Here is a 21,177-nt window from a genome sequence, read left to right on the forward strand (position 1 = left end):
TTTTAATATCACTTGTGCAGATGCTAGATTTCTGTCAGTCTGATACCGCCTTGAGGAAATTTATATTTTTGAGAAATATAACTTTAGATATCACCTTACTATAATTATTTTCTTATGCTATAGTCTATGTTTAGACAAGGCGTGCGGATGTGGCGGAATTGGTATACGCGCACGCTTGAGGTGCGTGTGGGCAATGCCCTTGCGAGTTCGAGTCTCGCCATCCGCATATTTTGTTTATTAGTCAAGGGTCAATAGTCAAGGCTCAAAACACCTTAGATTGTTGACCCTTAAATCTGGGTATAGCTCTGGTTTTTTATGCTTTTATAGAGATAGGTGAAGTTTTGTAAAAAGCATTGAGTATTACTTTTACGCCCACAAACAACTTAACACTGCCAGCAGCTTGGCATCGCCTCACTCCGATTTGGCAAGGAGGGGAGGAAATAATTCAACAAAGTTTACCTCATACTCAGCTAGCACCTCCTTGGCAACTAATGCTTTTGGGTGACGGCTCTCCAACACGTCACCTAGAATTGCTCACAGGTGAGCCTGTAGAAGTAGATGTGATTGATATGTCATTGATTGGCATGGACTTGGATGGTGCGCCTGAATTAATCCAAAGTGTCCCAGGACCACGACTACGGCGACAAGTGTGGCTGCGTACTGCTTCTGGTCAACGATTAGCCTACGCCACTTCGTGGTGGGAAGCCAGTCATGTAGATGAATATTTGCAAAACCGTTCATTACCAATTTGGGCTAGTTTGGCTCGTCTTCGCACAGAGTTGTATCGGGATGTTCGAGGAATTTACTACGGTGACTCATCGGCGCTAGAGTCTAGTTTTGATGTAACTGGGCCTTTTTGGGGTCGCCATTACTTGTTTTGGCATCATGGACAGCCACTGACTTTAATTTATGAAGTTTTTTCACCTTATTTAACCAAATATTTGGGAGCTATGCAATTAAATTCAAAAAATCAGTAAAAAGCCTGAAGAGAATACTGCTTTTGAGTTTTGATTGCTATTTAGATAACTCAGGACTTACGCAAAAATCGCCGAAAAGCTTAATTTCTCGTAGATACGTAGTGGCTTGCCGCAGGCTACCGCCAAGATGAGAAGTAACTGCCAGCGGTATCATAAAAGACCTATAAGTAATTTACCCACACAAGCGATACCTACGGCAACCCGTACCACTTCTCCTTCTCCTGACGGAGAGGCTGCGCCAACAAAGACGCTACCGCGAACGTGGAAGCAAGCTACGCATAGCGTCTTTGACAGGAGAAGCGGGAATGCCTAAAAGTAGAAACAGGAAATCCCAGATGAAGCATTTGAGATCGGTAAAAATCTAAAATAGAGTCATCCCCAAAACCAACCATGATTCAACTCAAAACCCAACTCACCCTCGAAGAATTTCTCGCACTTCCCCAAGGAGACATCATCTCCGAACTCATTGATGGAGAAGCTGTTCCCGAATTCAAAAACGATGTAATATCACCAAAATTTTTTCATCGTTCTATAACAAATGCGTTATCTATACTATTGTCTGCATGGGCGCAAGGAAAGGGACGAGTTGTAATTGAATGGGCAATTAAGCTAACACGAAATCAACAAGACTGGCTTCCTGTACCAGATTTGACATATATTTCTTATAACCGTCTTTCTGCTGATTGGTTGCAAGATGAGGCTTGTCCTGTTGCACCCGAATTAGTCATTGAAATTATCTCCCCTGGTCAAACTTTCCCAGAAATGATAGAAAAAGCAACTGATTATCTAAAAGCTAAAGTTCAACGAGTTTGGATTATTGATACTAGAGCAAAAACTATTACTATTTTTTATCATCATATTCTCCTTCAAACTAAACGCGGTACTGATAGGTTAGAAGATTCCTTATTTGAAGGGCTACAAATTACACCTCAACAAATTTTCCTACAAGCAAAAATTTCCTACTGATGTTAGCAACAAAGGCACGAGGATAGGTTTAATGAATACTGTTGTGCTAAATCTACGACCGATTGCTCATTTAACCGATGAGCAATTTTATCAATTGTGTATTGCCAATCGTGATTTAAGCCTGGAAATGAATGCAGCCGGAGAATTAATCATTATGCCACCAGTAGGAGGAGAAAGCGGAAATCAAGAAGCTGGACTGATCGCTGATTTAGAAATTTGGAATCGTCAAGCTAAATTAGGGAAAGTTTTTAGTTCTTCAACTATCTTTATACTTCCCAACGGTGCAAAACGTTCTCCTAATGCTGCTTGGGTAGAACTTGGAGCGGTGGGAAGCTTTAACACCAGAAGAACGAAAAAAATTTCCGCCACTTGTACCCGACTTTGTGATTGAACTGCGTTCGGAGGCAGATCGGCTGGCATCAATTCAAGAGAAAATGCAGGAACACATCAAAAATGGTCTGCGTTTGGGTTGGCTGATTAATCCTCAAGATGCAAGAGTGGAAATTTACCGACTTTTGAAGGCTGTAGAAGTTGTGCAAATGCCAGCGATTCTTTCTGGAGAAGATATATTACCTGAATTTGAGTTGCAAGTATAGGTAGGCGATAAGCCTAAGGGCATAGCTTTGCTTACCACATTGTCCATCCAAAAGATGCGATCGCTGATTAAAAATTGTAGCCAAAGTACTTCATATTCCTTTCCTGGAACGAACGGAAGCTTTGCCAACCCAGAGTAATGTCAGCTAATTATGACTTGCAGCTTTGTCCAGTTAGTTATATTCTCAAATTGCTTGGACTAACGGATTTACTTGCGGAAACTTTCCGACCGAGGAATTAATCTTAGGGAAACGTCCGACGAAATTCAACAAAGCGTGTTAAAAATGGTAACTGAGCCAAAAACACAGCTTTTTAAAGACTCGGGAAGGTTTATTACGGAAATATCATCTGTGTCTAGGATGGAGAAATTTATGCAGTTAACTGCCCTAGATAACCAGAAAGTTTTTGGTTAACTTAACCAATCAAACAAGTGATGAGTTTGCAAGTATAAGGTATAGGTTTCAATGGCACCGCCTCTTGTGTCTGTTCCGATGAAGAAAAATAAGAAACCGTCTTTGGTGCTGACGCTCTCGGCTGCTGGGTTATTGATTGGTGCAGGGAGCGCGGCATACTGGTTGTTAAGCCAGAGACAACTATCTTCCAACGATTTGCTAGTAGGTGCAAATATTATTCCTGGTGATGCCCTGTTTGCGGTTTCTCTGACAACAGATCCCCAGCAGTGGCAGAAATTGCGGCAGTTTGGGACAAAAGAAACCCAAGCAGAACTGGATAAAAATTTAGTACAATTGCGCGATCGCTTTCTGACTAATAATGGTTACGACTTCCAGAAAGATGTCGCTCCTTGGGTAGGCGATGACGTCACAATCGCATTTCTTGCCCCAGACACAGCGAATAAACCTGCACCCAAACCAGTTGCTACCACCGATGAAGATACTGCTAACGATCAGCAGTCGATGGTAATGGTATTGCCAGTGAAAGACCCAGAAATCGCCAAAAACATTTTGGCACGACCGAAAACCCTTAAACAAGGCAAATGGATTGACCGTACTTATCAAGGAATCGCCATTAAACAAAGTGAGGGACAAGCAGGTGAGAACTTCTCAGCGGCATTACTAGATGGGCGTTTTTTAATCATAACTGATAGTCCCAAAGCCACAGAACGAGCAATTGACGCTTACAAAAATAAAACATCCCTAGCCACAACAGGGGGTTTTGCTGAGAATTTTCCGAAAATTGCCAATTACCAACCCTTTGCCCAGTTTTACGTAAATGTGCCAACAGCAGCTAAAATAGCCGCAGCTTCTCCAAACCGCCCTTTACCTGCTCAAGTTTTGGCTCAATTGCAAAATAACCAAGGTTTAGCGGGGACAATGACGTTAGAGCCAGAAGGAATTCGCTTAAAGGGCGTTTCTTGGCTAAACCCTAATAGTCAACGGGTGCTGGCGGTGGAAAACAAAGCTGGGAAAATGCAAAGCCGTGTCCCAGCGGAAACCTTAATGATGCTGTCTGGCGGTAACTTGCAGCGGTTGTGGGGAGATTACGTTTTAACATCTCAGGGAAATCCCCTTTCGCCGATCGCACCAGAACAGATCAGAGGTGGGATAAAATCTCTTACCAATCTCGATTTAGATAAAGATTTGCTCGATTGGATGAAAGGCGAATTTTCCTTATCAGTGATTCCTACTACTCCAAAACAAGGTTCACCAGATGATTTTCGTGCAGGTTTAGTGTTCATGGTACAGGCAAGCGATTCAGAAGGCGGGCAAAGCCTACGCCAATCAGCTGAAGCATCGATAAAACAGCTTGATGAAGTGATGAGAAATCAATACCAGTTCCAAGTCCAATCGGCAAAAGTCGCAGGTCAACCCGTTGTTAACTGGGTTTCACCTTATGGTACGTTAACTGCCACCCACGGCTGGTTAGATGGAGATGTCGCCTTTTTAGTAGTGGGCGCTCCGATCACTGATAAAATTATTCCCCAACCCAACAACACACTAGCTAGCACTCTTCCCTTCCAACAGACAGTTCCTACAGAACCAAATCCGACAAATGGTCAATTTTTCTTAGATGTGGAACGAACTGTGAAAAATTTCCCTTTACCAACTCTAATTCCCAATCAAGAAACTTTGCTAGATGCAACGCGTTCAATTGGGATGACATCTGCTGTCAGCGATAGTCGCAGTAACCGTTATGACATTTTTATCGCACTCAAAAAAGTTACCAACATGACTACATTGCCTAGTCCAGAAAGGAGTAAGAGCAGTTCTGCTACACCATCTACAATTTCTCCATAACAGCAATTGCAAAAGTTAGGAGTTAAGTAGTGGAGACGCGATTAATCGCGTCTATACAGGAGTTAGGAGTTGTACCAATTCTCAAAAATCTTGCTATACATCAATCTTCGCGTCTGGTGTGTCTTTACCTCAGAGCGATATCATCTGTAGTAACCTTAAAATGAAATGGTATTAAAAATAATTAATTTATAACAGACGCGATTAATCGCGTCTCCTAACTCATAACTTTCCCCTGTTTCATGACCCTGTAAGCATATAGGATCAGAACAGTCAGAATCCATATTTAAAATTATCCACGGAGAGAACACTTTATGAATCTAGTTGTACTCCAGAACTGGCTGGACAATGCCTCCTTTGCCATATTATTCCTGACAATGCTGGTGTATTGGGGAGGAGCGGCTTTTCCGAATCTGCCTTATCTAGCCGCTTTGGGCACAGCTGGGATGGCGATCGCTAATTTGTGCATGGCTACTCTACTAGGGGCACGATGGATAGAAGCTGGTTACTTTCCCTTAAGTAATTTGTATGAATCTCTGTTTTTCTTAACTTGGGGAATTACCACAGTCCATCTAATTGCTGAAAGTAGTAGCCGTAGCCGCTTAGTAGGAGTTGTTACAGCTCCTGTGGCAATGGCGATCGCTGCTTTTGCTACTATGACATTACCATCCCAGATGCAAGCGTCAGAACCCCTAGTACCTGCCTTGAAATCAAATTGGTTGATGATGCATGTCAGCGTCATGATGTTGAGTTATTCTGCTTTGATGGTGGGCGCGTTATTAGCGATCGCTTTTTTAGTGGTCACTCGCGGTCAAAACATCCAACTACAAGGTAGTTCTGTAGGTACTGGTGGCTATCGCAGCAACGGCTACCGCTTACACAAAGCATCTGAACTAATTTCTCAACCACCAGCCCCTTCTGCCGAAAATAACGGCTTTGCTCGTTTTGAAACTAGTAGCAACGGCAACGGCAACGGTAATGCTAACACCGCTGTTTTGAATTTAGTAACTACCTCTGAGCCTCAAACTGTAGCAGCATCTGCTGAACTCCTTTCACCCCAGCGCCTTAGCCTTGCCGAAACCCTCGACAACATCAGCTATCGCATCATTGGACTAGGATTTCCCCTGCTGACAATTGGGATCATTGCCGGTGGCGTTTGGGCTAACGAAGCTTGGGGTTCCTACTGGAGTTGGGATCCCAAAGAAACTTGGGCATTAATCACCTGGTTAGTTTTCGCCGCCTACCTCCACGCCCGAATTACTCGCGGTTGGCAAGGGCGTCGTCCCGCAATTTTAGCCTCGACGGGCTTTGTTGTTGTTTGGGTTTGCTATCTCGGTGTAAATCTGTTAGGTAAAGGTTTACATTCTTACGGTTGGTTCTTTTAGTAACCGTTTAAATAAAACTACCTCATCCACGCTACCGCGCACCCTCCCTTTGGTAAGGGGAGGGTAACGCGAGAATTATAGGCTAATTTACTGGACATTAAATTATTACTGAATTGTTATTTGAGCAGTACTAAATTTATAAAATCATCATTTTGTTTCGGATGAACTGTTATATCTCTGGAAAATATAGATTTATTGACAGGAGATTTTTATGGAAGATGGATTCGAGAGACTAAACCATGATGAAGTTGTGTCTATAGAACCGGACACTTTTAATAAGTTAAATATTGCTAAAACCTTTAAAGTCCGTGATTTGATTACAGCAATTAAAGAATTTATTGGAGCAGAAGAGACAGATGAAGTAAATTTATATACCCAAGGATTAAATTGTGAAGTTTTGCAATTTAGTACTTTGGGATGGAAAAAAGGAAAAGTTAGACTTGCTTTAGAATTTTGTCCTGATGAATCTGAGTCACCACTTGATGAAATTTTTCAAAAACTCAAACAAGTGGAAAACGAATACCCCATGAGTGATCACACTAAAGTCTAAGAACCTTAGTCACTTTCTGCTAGTCTACGGTGTAAACACAAGTCTTCTAGAGTTGCCCCATAAGTTTTTGATCCCCCCAACCCCCCTTAAAAAGTTACGGTGTACACACAAGTCGCAAATATCTTACGAACCTGGGTTTAGACTCTCGTATTACCCCACCCTAACCCTCCCCGAAGATTGGAGAGGGAACCAGATTTCCGAGTTCCTCCCTTAGAAAGCGGGGATTAAGGGGGGTAATACGACTTGTGTATACACGGTAGGGGGTTAGGGGGGATCGAGGTTTCAGGTTTTCACTGCGTAAGTTCTAAGTATAAAGACTCATTAACGAAGCTCCGAGATTCATTAACGAAGCTCTGAGGTTCACGAATGAAGCTCAAAAGTTCATCAGCAAAGCTCCAAGGTTCACAAATGAAGCTCTGAAGTTCATTAATCGAGTTCAAAGACTCGTCCACGAGTATAAAAGACTCTTGCGCGAGTATCAAAGACTCTTCCACGAGTATCAAAGACTCGTCCACGAGTATCAAAGACTCTTGCGCGAGTATCAAAGACTCTTGCGCGAGTATCAAAGACTCGTCCGCGAGTATCAAAGACTCATCCATGAGTATAAAAGACTCGTTTGCGAGTATCAAAGACTCGTCCACGAGTATTAAAGACTCATTACAGCAGTTTTCATCTACTTAAATTGCATTCTTGTATCCTTGACAACCTAGATGAGTATCAGCGACTTGGTATCCCTGAATATTGGATTGTAGATTATCTGGCGATCGCTTCTCGTGCTTATCTCGGTAATCCCAAATTCCCCACGATTTTTGTTTACCAGTTAGTTGACGGAGAGTACCAAGTTCAAAAGTTTACGAGCAATGACCGTATTATCTCTACTACTTTCCCCGAACTAGCGTTAACTGTTAAAGAACTTATAGCTGCAAGTCAAATCCAAAAACTATGAGAAGTTCTAAAAATGGTATGGACTCCTCTACACGCAAAAATACATCGCACAATCCGATCGCGCCACTTATTTGAGCGCAACCAACGTCTATTAATCGCTGTCTCCGGCGGACAAGATTCTCTGTGTTTAATAAAATTACTTTTAGATTTACAATCCAAATGGGGATGGCATTTAGGTATTGCTCACTGTGATCATCGCTGGCGTTCTGACTCCCAAGCTAATGCTCATCACGTCGAAAACTTAGCTAAAACTTGGGGTATATCCTTTTATTTAGAAACAGCTAACCAACCTATAAATAGTGAAGCTACTGCACGCGATTGGCGCTATCAAACTTTAAGTGCGATCGCCCAAGCAAATAATTATCAATATATACTTACAGGACACACCGCCAGCGATCGCGCCGAAACTCTCCTCTACAACTTAATTCGCGGTACTGGTGCTGATGGCTTACAAGCCTTGACTTGGCAACGCTCCCTAACTACGAGCATTATGCTTGTGCGTCCACTTTTAGAAATCACTCGAAGACAAACAGAGCAATTTTGTCAAGAGTTTAAATTACCAATTTGGGAAGATTCCACCAATCAAGATTTGCAATACGCCCGCAACCGCATTCGCCAAGAGTTAATACCATATTTGCGGGATAATTTCAACCCCCAAGTAGAATCAGCCTTAGCTCAAACAGCAGAACTTCTCCAAGCAGAAGTGGAATATTTAGAAAAAGCTGCCCAGGAGTTGCGAGAAAAGGCGATGTCATGGGGCATTGGGCATGAAGAAGATTCCCTTACTTCTCTTCTTCCCTTACGGTTAAATCGTCGGGTATTGCAAAAAGCACCATTGGCACTGCAACGTCGCATGATGCGTCAGGTGTTGCAGCAAATACTGACTGATGCCCCCAGTTTTGAACACATCGAAAAATTAACGGCTTTGATTACAGCACCAAACCGATCGCAAACTGATCCATTTCCTGGTGGTGCGATCGCTCAAGTAGAAGGCGACTGGATTTGTTTGAAATAGTTTTGAGCATAGCTTTTATATAAAAAATAAGAAAGATAGGTTGTATCAAAGTTCAAAGTGCTTTACTACAAGCGTTTTGAATGGCAGTGCATCTCACTCCCATTTAGTGCTTGGGAGCGCAATTGAATAAAAAGTAATCATTTTCTTGAAAATTTTTGATATTTCTCCTTGGGTTTTGGGCTTATTAAGTACATAAGGGTAAGTACCCGTGGTATGCCAAGAAATTTCGCTTTACATAACACAATTAACTACAAAGTCTACTTTTAAAGTATGCCCAGCCAAAACAAGATTTATAAAGATATAGTCGATAAAGCCCTAGGAGAAATTTTAACACCAGCGCTTGAACCTTTTATTAAGCGCAAAATGAAGGAGAAATACGGCAACAATTGGTTGCACAATGCAAGGTTGCGTTTACAGGAATACCACATTGAAGGAAATGATCTCAACTGGAACGACCCTCAAGTGTTACTCAAACTAATTTCGGACAATTGGAACGATGTTTTTTATAAGCCACAAAAATTTGATCATCTTCAGCGCTCCCTAGTGAGTGAATTGCGAGATGTACGCAATAATGTAAAGCATAATAATCTCAATCAGTTTGATTATGACTATACTTTTCGTGCATTAGACAGCATGGAGCGTCTTCTCACTGCTACTGATGCCAAAAAAGCAGCCCAAGAAGTGAAGGAGTTAAAGCAAGAGTTGGGTTCACTAGCATCAGCAGGACAGATTAAAAAAACACCTGAAGTAGTTATTAGTTCTCAGCCTGCGCCTGATCTAAATTTAAATGACTCGTTAGTTAATACAGATGATATTGATTGGAAGCAAGCTTGCCACACCATATTAGAAAAGCAGCAAGAATCTCAGCGAATCAGGCGCAAAGCAACAGCAATGGGATTTGAAGTAAATATTCATGTTCCACTAGGATTGGTAGAACGCAAACAGCAACAACGTCGAAATGAAAATCTTGAACGAGAGCAAGTTTATCAGCTACAGAAAGAAGCTATTACTAAAATTTACGCCCATAAGGAATTTCTAGAACAGGTAATTACTCAACGGAACGCAGGTAAAAATAAGCATATTGCTATAGTTGGGGAACCGGGAGCAGGGAAGACTACTTTACTAAGTGCGATCGCTTCATACATCAAAAAAGAAAATCAAGACTTAATTATCTGCATATCTCTCGCCAGCTTGCAAGGGATGACTTTAGAAGATTATCTACTTAAAAAATGGCTTCCAGAAGCAATAGGATTAATTAATGCTGAATTTGTTCCCACTCCACAAATAGAGAATCAGCTAATTACACGTTTTCGCAAAGGTGGTGTTTGGTTACTTTTAGATGGTGTAGATGAGATGGGTGCATCTTCGCCAGTACAAGCATTAGCCAAAATTTCTAGAGAATTAACGGACTGGCCAGGACAGGCGCGGGTAGTGCTGACTTGTCGCTTAAATGTTTGGGACGCAAATGCCAACAATAATATATTGATAGATTTTCAGACGTATAAAACTCACGAATTTCAGTCACAAGAAGTTGAAGAATTTATTGAAAAATGGTTTACCTGTGCTGAAAACATACAGCGTGGTCAAGAACTACAGGCGAAATTAAAGGAACTAAGACAAGAGCGTATTCGTGAATTGGTGAAAAATCCTCTTAGATTAGCCCTGTTGTGTCAGATTTTTTATAAAAATGGGCAAGGAGAGTTACCAGAAACTAAAGCTCAACTTTACGAAATATTCACTCGGTATTTTTATGAGTGGAAATCTGATGTGGTAGCTCAAGAGGTGAGTGACTCTTATGAACTACAACAACAATTACATCAAGCATTAGGCAAATTAGCTTTAGCAGGAATTAACAGCAATTCTAGGTTTCGTTTGAAAGCAAGTTTAGCTGTTCAGGAAATAGGGGAAAAGTTATTCAAATTAGCTTGTGACGTAGGTTGGTTGAATTTGGTAGATAGAGATGCAAGCAATGATGAACCTGTATATGCTTTCTTTCATCCCAACTTTCAAGAATATTTTGCTGCGTTGGTGATTGATAACTGGCATTATTTTCTTAATCATGTTCCCCAAAATCCAGAAAATGGTATTTATCACATTTTTGAACCTCAATGGCAAGAAGTGATTTTGTTATGGTTTGGTAAAAAAATTGTATGTCAGGCAGATAAAGACCATAAAGAAGAGTTTATCAAAGCTTTATTTGAGTTTAAAGATGGCTGTAATGGTTTTTATCGGGATCAAGCAATTGCACTTGCAGCGACCCTAATTATAGAGTACAAAGACTGTAGTATTGCAGAAGACATTGTAGGGCTAATTTCCTTGTGGGCAGTTGGTTATTTCGATGAGCAAAAACAAAAATGGCAGGATTTCCCACTGTATATTCAAAATTTTGCTAGGAAAGCTCTACGAAGAACTAACAGTATCTTAGCCGCTGAATGTTTAGAATCTTTAATCGAAGATAAACGGCAACAAGATGGAAAGATAAATTTACTAGATATTGAGTGTTTAGGCTTAATTGACCCTGTAAATAATTATGCTATTACTATCCTGATTCATCTATTACAAAGAAGTCAAGATTGGTCAGGTCGTCAAGAAGCAGCAAGGATTTTAGGAGAAATTGCTTTTAGTAATTCGGAAGTCATCAATGCTTTACTTCAAGTACTTCGTACTACTGTTCATGATGAACTTGCAGCTTCACCAGATTTAAAAGCTGAGTCGGAGTCAAATTCTATTTCTAAATTGGATCAACTATCAACTCGTTCAAAAATACTGAATAATAAGCCTGAACTCAATTTCAGAGCATCAGAGAGTCTATATAAAATTGACCCAGGTAACCCTGAAGCTATAAAAGCTCTCATAAATCTATCCTGTTGGCATATCAGCGCATGGTGTACTTACGACAACGCTATTTCATTACTCCAACAGATTGGCCTCCATGAATCAGAGGCGATTTCAGAATTGAGGAAAGAACTACAATCTGATAATGAATTAGTTCGGGGAGCAGCCGCTGAAATTTTTGCTAAAGTAGAGCCTAATAATCAAGAAGTAATTGACATTTTAATTGAACTACTTTGCAAAGGTAGTCAAATAATGTGCGAAAGCGAAGATTTCTTTACTGGTGATAAAACTACTGAAATCGGACAAGATTATCGTAATCATGCAGAGCAAGCTTTGATAGCAGTTGGGGTTAATAATTTAATAATTATTAACAAATTAGTTAATTTACTATACTCTAATCAAGAAAACGAAACTCGTCTCAGAATTTCTAATATTTTAGCGAAAATAGGTACTGGAAATTTAAAGGTTATTTCTGCTCTTAGCGAACTGCTAAAAAATAACTATGATAAACGAATTCACCAACAAGTGGCAGAAAAATTGGGTATAGCTGACCCTGGAAATACAGAAGCTACTGACGCATTGATTCACTTACTTATTAATAGTGAAGATGAATCCACTTGCAGAAATATAATGTGGAGTTTAAAAAAAATTAGTGTAGGGAATGATAAAGCTATAGCAGCTGTAGCTAACTTACTACAAAAATTTGAGGATTCTAAAACTTGGCAACAGGCGTTAAAGACTTTAGAGAAAATCGCTATTAATACTCGCAACGTGAACGCAATTAATGTGTTGACTATGTTGTTAGATGATAGTCAGCATGAAGATATTTTATATACAGTAGCCGATATTCTATTATTAATTGATCCAGGAAATTCCAGAGCTACGGAAGTTCTCAGTCAATGGTTTCCACCTAATATGCAGTCAGGCTTTGCTAAGGACTTGTGTAAAAGTTTACACTTTGATAAACTACCCACAAAAATTTTCAATAAAAATTTGAACTCAGAATCCAAATATATGATAGAATCTAGAGAATATATCTGGTACTATGCCCAAAATATGAGTTATTCTGAATTCTCTCGCGTTTGGCATAGTCAATCATCTTTAATTCAAAATTTAGAAACTAACCTTATAGATATTTATTCAATCCTTAATCAGCTCCAAAGCACAGATAAAACACATCCGCTTACCCTCAATCTAAAAACACTTCAAGACGAAACAGATATTAGTGCTATTGCTCAAGGTATTTGCAACCGTATCTATCAAAAAATATTTTCACATTCACAAATCATACCAGAAGTTAACAACGCATTCCAACTAGAGCGTATTATTCTGCCAATTAAAAAGCATCTGCAAAAAGAAAACATAGCGTTAATTATCAGTAACTGCGAAACCAATCAGGCAATTATCACCTTCTGCCGTAAATTAACAGATGTTTTGCATATTGCCTTTATCACTGACCAACCATTAGACGCACCATTGAGAGGTTTTCCAGCTAACCAGGCAAATTTACTCAATGCTATTCAAGCCTGGATTAATGAGATTGGATAAAAGCTGAGACAAAATTTGTAAATCTTAACGATAAGATTAATACTAATCAATAAACTTGTTTCGATATTTTAGTGAAACGGGACTGCATTTATTACCAAATTTTTTAAGCGCTTTCCTGGGTTACTCTTTGAACTCATAAAACTTCTTGCATAAATCAAAAATAAGAACCCAACCCCGCCAAAGCGTAGCTTTGTCCCCCCTCACCGCAAGCGAGGAGGGATTAAGGCTAGGGTGTTTGGGACTTTTGCAAGAGGTCTAATGTTGATGTAGAAACTCTCCGGCTTGCTGCACAGGAGAACACTGAGGAGTAAGCGCACGTGAGATCGCTGTTTACCAGCTTATCTACAGGTTTCATCCCAATTTGAAAAATGATTGCGACAGATGGATTCATACAACCCAGATGCAGAAGGTAATTCTCAATCCAAAATCCAAAATGGTATCAGCCACTACCTTCAGCACTGGGCACTTTTTATGAGGCTAACAATTCTGGCTGAGATATTAAACTTTGGAGAGTATGACGCAACTGGGCGATCGCTTGGAGTTGATAATCACCAGTTTCCTGAAATTGCTCTAAAGATTCTCCAATTTCTTGCAGCTTTTGCCGTAAGCCATCAAGTGAATCCTGAATTGGTTGTAGTGCTTCTTGATACAGATTCACCCGACCCCAGTACTCAGCAGTTGTTCTTTGCAGGGACAGCAAGTTTTCCTCGATCGCTTTGAGTTCTTGGCGCTTTTCATCCAGATCGTGAGTTTGATTGTCAATCATTCCTTGATTTAGCTCAATACCAGAACGAATCTGCTCAATTTCCCGTTCCAGTTTTGGGATTTCCTGTAAATATTGTTGCCGTTGGGTTTCAATTTGTAACAGAATCGGTTCTAAATTAATTTTGTTGTTACTTTCTTCTGCATCAGTAAGAGTATGTCCTTGCCGCCGCAGCAGTACAGCTTGGTGTTGCTTGAGAAACTTCTGATGCTGTAGCATATTGCGGCGTTGTCCCACCAAACTGGAGTTTAGCATCTGGTAAAGGTCTTTTTCATCTGTTAGTTCCAGTTCCAAGTTGATGTGGTCATGGTCAGATGCGTGATTTATTTTAGTTTGAAGTTCTTCTATAGCTTCTTGTTTATATGTCAGTTCTTGTTCTTGATCATGAACAAAGCTAGCGTCTATTTGCACCTTATATTGCAAGTCTTGCACTATTTTTTGTAGTTCTTCTAAAGGCATTTTTTCCAAAGCTTCCACATCAGCTTGTTGACCGAGAACTACATCACCAGATGTTGCTGCTAAAGAGTGAATCTGTTGATATAACTCTTCGGCGTTTCGTAACTGCTCTTTGATTATCCGAGCATACTCTTGCTTGCTAGTAAGGTCTACTGTATTTATCTGCAATTGGGCTGTTTGCTGAACTAGAGAATTTTGTGCTTCAAGACATGCATTTTGGCGATCGCTAAAGGTTTGTGACAAACGCTCAACTTCTTCTTGCTGTTGAGCGATCGCAGTTTTTTGCTCCTCCAGTTTTTGCCAGTGGGGGGTAAGAGTAGCTTGCTGCTTTTGAACCAATTCAAAGGCCAGATGCAGGTGTTCTCTGACTGTTTCCGTGGGAGCAACACGACTAGATAAGTGATCGAGTAACTCACTCATTACTCGACTTTGCTCCTCATCTAAAACCGTCCCCTGTTGAAAATCTGCTTGACGCTCCTCCAGGCGACGCTGCTCACCATGCAAATGCTCCCAAGCGCCTTCCAATTCCTGGCGGTTGCGCTCAACTTGTGTTTGTAACCGTTCAATTTCTTGGCGGGATGTATCAACTTTCTGTTTTTGCTCCTCAAGTTGTTGCAACTCATCCTCCAATTGTTGCAACTGTTCTGAGCGTACTTCCATGTCCATTTCACGGCGATTCAACTCTTGCGCCTGAAACGTCAGTGACTGCTTCCACTGATCAATCTCATCTTCCTTAAGCTTAAATTTCTCCAATTGCCGAGAAAAATTCTGCAAAATGTTGACTAGTGGACGCCCTGCTTCTTGAATCCGCTGCACTTGACGATTCGGATTTAGTTCAACTAGTACCAAAGCACCATCATTTAATTTGCTTGCGTCCTCAGCAGCAATCACTTCTTCCGACACAGTACTCCAATTCTGGTCAGTTCGCTGACAAGCTAGCAGTTTCAGTTCGGTTTTGGCACCGCCACTAAGTAAACCACCTTTCTGTTTTTGTACTTCTGCTAAATACAGCACACCGTTAGTCCTTATTGATGCACTTAAAGTTCATGTTTTGGGATATACCTTAAATAATTCTGTTAACTTGTCTCACTGAACTGAAGTTTAGGAGAACAAGACAGACAAAACTATAGACGCGAGATGTTACGTCTTGATACTTATAAAAGCGAATTGGTCGCGCCTTTATATTTTGTACTGATGACAGTGATGATGACTTCCGTGTTAACACTAGCTTTGTCGAAGTGTATTACGAAAAATTAAGGTTTATAGCTTAATGTATTCTCCGATGAGAATAAAGATACAGAGTAAAAATCTTTTCAATACTCCATAATCAATACTTGAAGAAGTCAGAATTCACAATTTACAATTCAAAATTCAGCAATACTTAAGGAGCACTTTTTAGCTAAATGCAGGGAAATTTAAATGAAATTGATATTTGCAGTATCCTGCAATTGATTAAGTTGGGACAGCGAACTGGGCAACTATGGGTGGAAGCTCATAGCTCTCACCATAACAACAGACTGGGTGGAGATGGAGCAAGCATTTATCGTCTCGAACAACAGTCTTGGTTCGTGTTTTTCCTCAATGGTGAAATTATCTATTGTCAAGAAGGTGAGAGTAATTTATCCAGAATTAGCGATTATTTACGTCATTACCGAGTAGAGATGCGACTTACCGACAAACAAATTGCCTCCCTACCATCAACCGACGCGCCAGAATATGCCTATCTTTGGGCACTCTTGGAGCGGAATATCATCAACCCAAAGATAGCTGGTAGTATCATTCACGGCTTAGTGCATGATACTCTCTTTGACCTGCTGAGTTTACACCAAGGTAACTTTATTTTCCATCAGGGTGCGGCACTTGCCCCGCAATTAAACACTTTCGAAATTGCTCCATTTGTTACAAAAATTACGAAGCAAGTGCAAGAGTGGAAGCAACTGTATCCACACATTCAGTCTCCAGAACAATTGCCAGTGTTATCTGACAAAGTTCGGCTACAATCCTCGCTACCAGAAGCAACCGTAAATAAGCTACAACACTGGGCTGATGGTAAAACATCCTTGCGTCAACTGGCTCGCTATCTCAACCGAGACATTTTGACAGTCGCTAAGGCAATATATCCATATGTGCAACAGAGTTGGCTACAACTAGTATATTCAGAGACGACTAAACCAGATACCCACATGGATAGCTGGGAATTGAAGGGAAAACAAAAGGGGCGAATAGTATGTATTGACGATGCGATCGCCATCGGTGAGACTGTAAATTCCATCTTACAACCACAAGGTTATGAAGCGATCGCTCTCACCAATCCTTTAGAGGCAGTGAGTCTGGTGTTTCAACTCAAGCCGGATTTAATTTTATGCGACATTGCCATGTCGGAATTGGAGGGGTACGAGGTTTGCGCCATGCTGCGACATTCAACAGCATTTCGGCTCATACCGATTATCATGCTTACTGGTAAAGATGGATTTATTGATCGAGTCAAAGCTAGTATGGTCGGAGCAACAGATTATTTAACAAAACCGTTTACAGACACTGAGTTACTTATGCTCGTCCAGAAATATATCAACAACCAATGAAAATTGGGTAAACACGGCACTTGTACTGAGCATCTCGACTTCTCTACGAGACGCTACTCGAACGCTCGATGGAGCCGGCGTCGTAAAGCCTATGGCATAGCTACGCTTAGGGCGCAGCCTCTCCAAGAGTTGTATGGGGCAGAAGAATTTTAGATTCTGGATTTTGGATTGAACAATCTAAAATCGCATTAATCCAAAATTGAGAGGGCATGGGCACATGAACAGACCGAGGATTTGTTGATCTACTAAAAGATGAGTTAAAAGATGTTATCACAGAGTCAGCCAACTCAGTGAAACGTCAATATCCGGGAAAATAGTGAAAAATAGAATTAATTTATACAGTTAATCCTTGCGGAGAAATCAGGGAATGTTCCAAGTAGGAACGTCTACATCAGGAGGTAAATAGACACTTATGAGTACAGTTCTGATTGTGGAAGACAGTATCGCGCAAAGGGAGATGATTACAGACCTCCTGAAAGCGACTGGCCTAATAGTGACCCATGCCAGTGACGGATTAGAAGCATTGGAGGCAATTCAAATAGCACCTCCCGATTTAGTAGTATTGGATATTGTCATGCCCCGGATGAACGGCTACGAAGTTTGTCGGCGGTTAAAATCCGATCCAAAAACCCAAAATGTCCCTGTGGTTATGTGTTCTTCCAAAGGCGAAGAATTTGATCGCTACTGGGGCATGAAACAGGGTGCAGACGCCTACATAGCCAAACCGTTTCAACCAACCGAGTTGGTAGGAACAGTCAAACAACTGCTGCGAGGATAAGGATAAAAGCAATATGGTCAGCAAACCGGACTTTTTAAGTGGCAGTGGTCAAGACCATTTCCGACCTGAATTACAAGTAGAAAGTCCTGAAGGTGAGTTACATTTAAGGTTTTACATTCCCTCGCATCAGGAGTTTGCACTACAAGCAACTGGTATTCGGGAGGTAATTGAACTAAGTCCTGATAGAATCACCCCGATTCCTAATGCTTCTCCTTTACTTTTGGGTACTCTAAATTTACGAGGTCGAGTTATTTGGGTGGCTGATTTGGGTCAATTTCTTGGGGAAGCAAGTGCATTAAACACGGATAGAGCTGAAATTCCGGTGATTGCCATTGAAGAGCAAGACACGATAGTGGGTTTAGCAGTAGAGGAAATTGGTGGTATGGACTGGTTGGATGTCCAGAATCTCATGCCATCAATCAGTGTTCCAGATACTATGGCTCCCTTTTTACGTGGAGAGTGGTTATTAAGTGCTAAAAACAAACAGTGTCTGCGACTGCTCGATCAAATGGCAATTTTACGAAGTGCGCGGTGGGCAGGATGAAATTGGAGGAGGAAATGGCAGCAAGTATTGATAATTACGAGCCAACATATCAACAGGCGATGACCGCCTATGTTCAAAGGAATTATGAGGTTGCCGCCACTTTAGTTGACCAAGTGGTGCAAAATTTACCAAATGACCCCAATTCTCATTTATTAAGGGGTCACATCTACTATGTTTTGCAGCAGTATGATGTAGCAAAAGAAGAATATCAACACGTATTACGCTTGACTAATGATCAAGAAATTATTGGTTTTGCCAATAATGGAATTGAGAATATAAATCAATATCTCCAGTCATTCAGTGGAGAGATTGATACATCAGGAAGTCAAGAACAAATAAATTCCCCAAAGATATCTGATGCACTGGCATATAACGAACAAGAATTAGAAGATTTCGGCGCTAGTGAGGAGTTTGACAGCAAGAGCCTTAATTTGAACTTTTCTGGTGAGCATGAAGAAACTATGAATGGCGTTGAAGAGCTATCTTCAAATAGTCCATTTGACATCCCCACAGAAGATAGTATTGGAAAGGGAAAAATATCAGATTCATCTACAGCTTTTGGTGATGATCCTTTTGCCTTGGATGAAGAATCGGAGGAACAAGAGTCAAATAGCAACTGGGAGGAGAAAACAGAATTAGAGTTGCCTGCTTTCTGGCAGGAAGATATGTCAGAAGATAGCTCTGAAGAATCATTATTAGTAAATAGTCAGTTTTCAGATAATGGGATAAATTCTGCTCATATAAATTCAGTTATTGACAATAATAACTCTTCCTTTTCTAATTCACAAACTGGTCATAGCGAGAATGATTTACCTGTTTTTTTGAGTGATCCCAAGTCTCCAGAGGTTATGATTGGAAATTTAGAATATAAAAAATCTAATCTTGAAGACGAAACTTTACTAATTGTTGAAGAAGAATTTAGAAACAGTTCATCAACAAAGAACTTGGAATCCAAAAATAAAGATGACTTGTTTGAAACCGAAGCACATGATTGGTTAAAGTCAAAGGATTTGAGAAACAAGGAAGATTTCCTGCCAAATTTATCTGATGATTCTTCATCTTTTAGCAGCAATCTACCTTTCGAAGAAAAGCAGTTAAAATCAGGTGAAATCAACGGTAAAAATAGCTTTGATGACGATGAAAATTTTGATATGGAAGCATTTGAGTCTGCCTTTGGCTCAGAGGGTTTAATCTCTTATGAAGACTCAAACAATAACAATATACAGAATGGAGAAAATTCTAGGAGTAATATCGAGTTTTTAGATGATTTTGAGGAATTTGACGATTTAGGCAACATTCCAGGGTTTGACCTGATCGAAGGAGATTCTAACATCGGTGATGCAGCAATGCATTCTGCTCCAGCAGCAGAAACTAGTGGTAGTGGACGCCCTCAAAGCGCAGAGGCTTTTTTAAGTGATGCAGCTAGCGATCGCGAAGAGGAACTATTCTCGATGACTGGTTCGCATGAAGCAGTTCCAGTCTTTAGCCAAACAGATGTCTCGAAACTAGAACCCACCGTTAGCGTCGAGCAAGGCTGGTTAGCACCATTAGAAAATGCCTCCATAGAAAGGAAACAATGGTTAATTGCTGGAAGTGTGGGCATTGTCTCAGCGCTGGTCGTAGCCACAGTTAGCTTTGTCGCTACCACATTTTCTCCACCCCAACAAAGAGAATCAGTACGAAACACAGGTTGGGCAATGTCACTAGCCGCTGGGATTGCAGGTTTTGCTACCGCAGGCTTCATGGGAAATCTTGCACTCAAACAGATTCGCCGCACAACCAATGATCTGCAAGCTCAGTTTGAGGCTGTACGCCAAGGAAATTTGAATGCTCAAGCCACAGTGTTTTCTGAAGATGAATTGGGGCACTTAGCCACTGGCTTTAATGAAATGGCGCGGGTAGTTTTCACGACTACAAGTGAAGCCCAGCGGAAAGCCGATGAACAAGAGGAAGCCAAAGAAAACTTGCAACGTCAGGTGATTCGCCTGTTGGATGATGTAGAAGGAGCTGCTAGAGGAGATTTAACAGTCCAAGCTGAAGTAACAGCCGACGTACTGGGGGCTGTAGCTGACGCCTTTAACCTGACAATTCAAAACCTGCGGGATATCGTCCAACAAGTAAAAGTGGCAGCGAAGGATGTCACAAAAGGTGCAACCAACTCTGAAACCTTTGCTAGAGCCTTATCTGGTGATGCTTTGCACCAAGCAGAAGAGTTGGCAGTGACGCTGAATTCTGTACAGGTAATGACCGATTCGATTCAGCGGGTAGCAGAGGCGGCGCGGGAAGCCGAAACCGTCGCCCGTGATGCTAGTACGATCGCTCTCAAAGGTGGGGAAGCAGTAGAAAATACTGTGGCGGGGATTTTGGAAATTCGAGAAACCGTTGCCGAAACCACTCGCAAAGTGAAGCGGTTGGCGGAATCTTCCCAAGAAATTTCTAAAATTGTGGCGTTGATTTCCCAGATTGCTTCGAGAACAAATTTGTTAGCACTCAATGCTAGTATTGAGGCGGCAAGAGCGGGAGAAGCTGGACGCGGGTTTGCGATCGTCGCAGACGAAGTGCGTCAGCTAGCAGATAAATCTGCTAAATCCCTCAAGGAAATTGAACAAATTGTGATGCAAATCCAAAGCGAAACAGGCTCGGTGATGACCGCGATGGAAGAAGGCACACAACAAGTAATTAAAGGGACAAAATTGGCAGAAGAAGCCAAGCGATCACTCGAAAACATTATTCAAGTGGCGAATCGCATCGATATTCTTGTGCGCTCAATTACTAGCGACACTGTGGAACAAACTGAGACTTCCCGCGCCGTCGCTCATGTAATGCAATCAGTAGAACTCACCGCGCAAGAAACTTCCCAGGAAGCCCAGCGAGTTTCCGGTGCCCTACAACACTTAGTAGGTGTATCCCGTGACTTGATCGCCTCCGTTGAACGTTTCCGAGTGGAAACTATGGAAACTAGGTGACAAAGTTAGGAGTTAGGAGTG

At 41.1% G+C, this 21,177-nt stretch carries 14 protein-coding genes, 1 tRNA gene and 1 pseudogene; 14 read left to right on the forward strand and 2 right to left on the reverse strand.

The annotated features are described in order from the left end of the window. The first annotated feature begins 143 nt into the window (after positions 1–143). The 7 genes and pseudogenes from V7K40_RS14090 to V7K40_RS14120 all read left to right on the forward strand — a co-directional run bounded on the left by V7K40_RS14090 (position 144) and on the right by V7K40_RS14120 (position 6,724). Positions 144–226 (forward strand) — tRNA-Leu (locus V7K40_RS14090). 127 nt (positions 227–353) lie between these two features. Next, positions 354–977 carry a chorismate lyase gene (locus V7K40_RS14095; RefSeq protein WP_334960522.1) on the forward strand — a complete coding sequence of 208 codons (624 nt, stop codon included), beginning with the start codon at positions 354–356 and terminating at the stop codon, positions 975–977. A 390-nt stretch (positions 978–1,367) separates the two neighbouring features. After that, on the forward strand, positions 1,368–1,943 hold the full coding sequence (locus tag V7K40_RS14100; RefSeq protein WP_334960524.1) for a Uma2 family endonuclease: 576 nt from the start codon (positions 1,368–1,370) through the stop codon (positions 1,941–1,943). Between the two features lie 31 nt (positions 1,944–1,974). Then, positions 1,975–2,539 (forward strand): annotated as a pseudogene (locus V7K40_RS14105) (Uma2 family endonuclease). 462 nt (positions 2,540–3,001) lie between these two features. Then, entirely contained in the window at positions 3,002–4,792 is a 1,791-nt protein-coding gene (locus tag V7K40_RS14110) for a DUF3352 domain-containing protein (protein WP_334960526.1), read from the forward strand. 311 nt (positions 4,793–5,103) lie between these two features. Next, positions 5,104–6,174 (forward strand): c-type cytochrome biogenesis protein CcsB, encoded by a 1,071-nt coding sequence (gene ccsB / locus V7K40_RS14115; protein WP_334960528.1) that lies wholly within the window; start codon positions 5,104–5,106, stop codon positions 6,172–6,174. Between the two features lie 211 nt (positions 6,175–6,385). Beyond that, complete coding sequence (locus tag V7K40_RS14120) at positions 6,386–6,724, forward strand: KGK domain-containing protein (RefSeq protein WP_334960530.1); 339 nt, start codon at positions 6,386–6,388, stop codon at positions 6,722–6,724. A 290-nt stretch (positions 6,725–7,014) separates the two neighbouring features. Here the strand turns inward: V7K40_RS14120 and V7K40_RS14125 are convergent, their stop codons facing one another. Continuing rightward, on the reverse strand, positions 7,015–7,365 hold the full coding sequence (locus tag V7K40_RS14125) for a hypothetical protein (RefSeq protein WP_334960532.1): 351 nt from the start codon (positions 7,363–7,365) through the stop codon (positions 7,015–7,017). A 41-nt stretch (positions 7,366–7,406) separates the two neighbouring features. On the opposite strand from V7K40_RS14125, the gene V7K40_RS14130 reads away from it, so the two are divergent. From V7K40_RS14130 to V7K40_RS14140, 3 genes are all read left to right on the forward strand, one after another. Further along, positions 7,407–7,670 (forward strand): Uma2 family endonuclease, encoded by a 264-nt coding sequence (locus tag V7K40_RS14130; protein WP_334960534.1) that lies wholly within the window; start codon positions 7,407–7,409, stop codon positions 7,668–7,670. A 12-nt stretch (positions 7,671–7,682) separates the two neighbouring features. Then, positions 7,683–8,684: a tRNA lysidine(34) synthetase TilS gene (gene tilS, locus V7K40_RS14135; protein ID WP_334960536.1), complete on the forward strand. Its 1,002-nt coding sequence runs from the start codon at positions 7,683–7,685 to the stop codon at positions 8,682–8,684. An 891-nt stretch (positions 8,685–9,575) separates the two neighbouring features. After that, a complete protein-coding gene (locus V7K40_RS14140) occupies positions 9,576–13,067 on the forward strand; it encodes an NACHT domain-containing protein (RefSeq protein ID WP_334960538.1) in 3,492 nt (1,163 codons plus the stop codon). Between the two features lie 469 nt (positions 13,068–13,536). On the opposite strand, the gene hmpF is transcribed toward V7K40_RS14140, so the two are convergent. After that, positions 13,537–15,300, reverse strand: coding sequence for a pilus motility taxis protein HmpF (hmpF, locus tag V7K40_RS14145; RefSeq protein WP_334960540.1), 1,764 nt, complete (start codon positions 15,298–15,300; stop codon positions 13,537–13,539). 389 nt (positions 15,301–15,689) lie between these two features. Here hmpF and V7K40_RS14150 point away from each other — a divergent pair, with 389 nt between their 5' ends. The 4 genes from V7K40_RS14150 (at position 15,690) to V7K40_RS14165 (ending at position 21,156) form a co-directional block, all read left to right on the forward strand. Continuing rightward, entirely contained in the window at positions 15,690–16,868 is a 1,179-nt protein-coding gene (locus tag V7K40_RS14150) for a response regulator (protein WP_334960542.1), read from the forward strand. Between the two features lie 412 nt (positions 16,869–17,280). Further along, complete coding sequence (locus V7K40_RS14155; RefSeq protein ID WP_334960544.1) at positions 17,281–17,646, forward strand: response regulator; 366 nt, start codon at positions 17,281–17,283, stop codon at positions 17,644–17,646. Positions 17,647–17,659: 13 nt separating this feature from the next. Beyond that, positions 17,660–18,190: a chemotaxis protein CheW gene (locus V7K40_RS14160; protein WP_273766906.1), complete on the forward strand. Its 531-nt coding sequence runs from the start codon at positions 17,660–17,662 to the stop codon at positions 18,188–18,190. 14 nt (positions 18,191–18,204) lie between these two features. Continuing rightward, positions 18,205–21,156 carry a methyl-accepting chemotaxis protein gene (locus V7K40_RS14165; RefSeq protein WP_334960546.1) on the forward strand — a complete coding sequence of 984 codons (2,952 nt, stop codon included), beginning with the start codon at positions 18,205–18,207 and terminating at the stop codon, positions 21,154–21,156. Positions 21,157–21,177 lie beyond the last annotated feature (21 nt).

It is taken from the genome of Nostoc sp., from assembly GCF_036917195.1.
In the GTDB taxonomy this organism is placed as follows: domain Bacteria; phylum Cyanobacteriota; class Cyanobacteriia; order Cyanobacteriales; family Nostocaceae; genus Nostoc.

Bases quoted from the DNA above. Each gene is read 5' to 3' on its own strand.
- tilS (WP_334960536.1), top strand. From the start codon at position 7,683: ATGGTATGGACTCCTCTACACGCAAAAATACATCGCACAATCCGATCG.
- V7K40_RS14110 (WP_334960526.1), top strand. From the start codon at position 3,002: ATGGCACCGCCTCTTGTGTCTGTTCCGATGAAGAAAAATAAGAAACCG.
- V7K40_RS14120 (WP_334960530.1), top strand. From the start codon at position 6,386: ATGGAAGATGGATTCGAGAGACTAAACCATGATGAAGTTGTGTCTATA.
- V7K40_RS14140 (WP_334960538.1), top strand. From the start codon at position 9,576: ATGGGATTTGAAGTAAATATTCATGTTCCACTAGGATTGGTAGAACGC.
- ccsB (WP_334960528.1), top strand. From the start codon at position 5,104: ATGAATCTAGTTGTACTCCAGAACTGGCTGGACAATGCCTCCTTTGCC.
- V7K40_RS14150 (WP_334960542.1), top strand. From the start codon at position 15,690: ATGCAGGGAAATTTAAATGAAATTGATATTTGCAGTATCCTGCAATTG.
- V7K40_RS14155 (WP_334960544.1), top strand. From the start codon at position 17,281: ATGAGTACAGTTCTGATTGTGGAAGACAGTATCGCGCAAAGGGAGATG.
- V7K40_RS14100 (WP_334960524.1), top strand. From the start codon at position 1,368: ATGATTCAACTCAAAACCCAACTCACCCTCGAAGAATTTCTCGCACTT.
- V7K40_RS14165 (WP_334960546.1), top strand. From the start codon at position 18,205: ATGGCAGCAAGTATTGATAATTACGAGCCAACATATCAACAGGCGATG.
- V7K40_RS14160 (WP_273766906.1), top strand. From the start codon at position 17,660: ATGGTCAGCAAACCGGACTTTTTAAGTGGCAGTGGTCAAGACCATTTC.